Source organism: Mycobacterium sp. 1245805.9 (assembly GCF_001672915.1).
In the GTDB taxonomy this organism is placed as follows: Bacteria; Actinomycetota; Actinomycetes; order Mycobacteriales; family Mycobacteriaceae; genus Mycobacterium.
This window is the reverse complement of record NZ_LZKR01000075.1, coordinates 1-2254: the sequence shown is the minus strand read 5'-3', so window position 1 is coordinate 2254 and position 2254 is coordinate 1. Positions and strand designations below refer to the sequence as shown.

General features: G+C 77.0%; 1 protein-coding gene and 1 pseudogene. One reads left to right on the top strand and one right to left on the bottom strand.

Going from position 1 to position 2254, the window contains the following annotated elements:
• On the bottom strand, positions 1-1274 hold a 1274-nt coding region (locus A9X00_RS11125), incomplete at its 3' end, for a PE family protein (protein ID WP_156772036.1).
• 143 nt (positions 1275-1417) lie between these two features.
• Here A9X00_RS11125 and A9X00_RS32500 point away from each other — a divergent pair.
• Positions 1418-2254, top strand: a pseudogene (locus A9X00_RS32500) (hypothetical protein); the annotation flags it as partial.

The window sequence follows — 2254 nt, the reverse complement described above, 5'->3', positions numbered from 1 at the left end:
GGTGCCGTTGGTGCCGTTGCCGCCGCCGCCCCGTCGCCGCCGGTGCCGCCGCCGCCGCCGTTGCCGCCGCTGCCGCTGGAGTTGCCCCCGGCGCCGCCGGCGCCGCCATGGCCCCCCTGGCCGCCCTGGCCGGCCACGCTGCCGAAGACGTTTCCGCTGACGTTGCCGCCTGTGCCGCCGGTACCGCCGCCTCCGCCGGTACCGCCCGCGCCGCCGCTGCCGGCCTGTCCGAAGAGTCCTCCGCCGGTCCCGCCGGCCCCGCCGGCGCCGGCGGCGCCGCCGATACCTCCGGCGCCCCCGGTTCCGCCGGCCGCGATGCCGTCTCCGCCGCCCCCGCCGTGTCCGGCATGGCCGCCGCCGCCGCCGTTTCCGCCCGACCCCGCGGCGCCGCCCAGCAGGGCCTGGTTCGCGCCGCCGGCCCCGCCGTGGCCGCCGGCTCCGCCATTACCGCCGGGTCCGCCGGTGCCGCCGGCCGAGTTGCTGTCGACGCCGGCCGCGCCGGTGCCGCCAAGGCCGCCCGCTCCGCCGGCACCGCCGGCGCCGAACAGGGAAAGCAGTTGCCGGTTGGCCCCCCCGGCGCCGCCGTCTCCGCCGTGACCGCCTTTCCCGCCGAAGACCCCAGAGCCGCCGGTCCCGCCGGCGCCGCCGGCCCCGCCCGGGCCGCCGCCGATCCACCCGTTGGCCCCGCCGGGCCCGCCGTTCCCGCCGGCGCCGCCGATCAGGGCCTTGCCGCTTCCACCGGTTCCGCCGTCGCCGCCGTGACCCCACAATCCCGCCGACCCGCCGGCGCCGCCGGTCTGACCGGCGCCGCCCGACCCACCATTGCCGCCGTTGCCGATCAGCCAACCGCCGTCGCCGCCGGCCTGCCCCGTGCCCGGCGCCCCGTTGGCCCCGTTGCCGATCAGCGGGCGGCCGGTCAGCAGCTTGACCGGACCGGGCGGCAAGCCCAGGCTCTGGATTTCCCCGACCAGGGACGTCAGCGGGTCGGCGTTGGCCGCCTCGGCGGCCGCATACTGCCCACCGCCCGACGTGAGCGACTGCACGAATTGGTCATGGAAAAGCGCCGCCTGTGCGCTGAGCGAGTGGAACTCCTGGGCATAGCTGCCGAACAGCTGGGAGATCGCGGCCGAGACCTCGTCCTGCGCCGCGGCCACCACAGCGGTCGTCGAGGCGGCCGCCGTCGTATTGGCGGACCTGATCGCGGATCCGATCGCGTCCAAGTCCGCGGACGCGGCGGTGAGGATCTCCGGGTCTACCTGCACGAAAGAGGACATCTACGGCTCCTAATCCCTTGTGGGGCCGTAGATTAAAGTCGGCGACTTGCGAGATTCTTGCGGCTGCTCGGCTCGAGGCCGCCTCGCGGTTGACTTTGTTAGGGCTGACCGGCGCCCCCGTCATTGCTGTTGGCAACCACGCCGTGCCCGCCGAAGCCGCCAACGCCGAAGGTGCCCCCGGCACCTCCGCTGTTGAGAAAAACACCATTGTTGGCGCCGATACCGCCCGTCCCTCCGGCGGCACGGGCGGCCACGTCGGTGCCGGCGGGATCGGGGGTGGCAGCGGCACTGGCGGCGACGGCGGGACCGGCGGCAGCGGCGGCCTCGCCTTCACTTCGGCTGGAGGGCTCCCCCAGGCTCTGGGAGTCGGCGGCACGGGTGGCAGCGGCGGTGCAGGCGCCACCGGTGGCGGATCAGGCGGCGCCGGCGGCGGCGGAGGCGCGGGCGCTACCGCAGTATCGACCGTGGCGGCGGGCATGGCGGTGCGGGCGGCCTGGGCGGCAATGGCGGCCTGGGCGGCACCGGCGGCACCGGCGCAGACGGGGTCAACAACCTGCCTACCCTTCTGGGGGGCAGCGGGGGAATCGGTGGCGATGGCGGTGACGCCGGTGCCGGTGGGGCCGGCGGCACCGGTGGAGGGTTCTTCGGACAGGCCGGCGCCGGCGGCCAGGGCGGTACGGGGGGAGCCGGTGGTGCCCGCGGTAGGGGCGGCGCCGCCGACGGCGCCCTTGTCCAGGGTTTTGCCGGCCAAGGCGGTCAAGGCGGGCATGGCGGCGCCGGTGGGGCTGGCGGCAACTCCAGCGGCGGAATCAACGGCACCGGCGGCGGCGGGGGCCACGGCGGCGCCGGCGGTACCGGCGGTACCGGCGAAACCACCCCGGCCGGCGGCAACGAAGTCTTCGGCGGCGGCGGGGGTAGCGCCATCGGCTTGTTCGGTGGCGGCGGAGCCGGCGGAGCCGGCGGCATCGCCCACAGTGGCA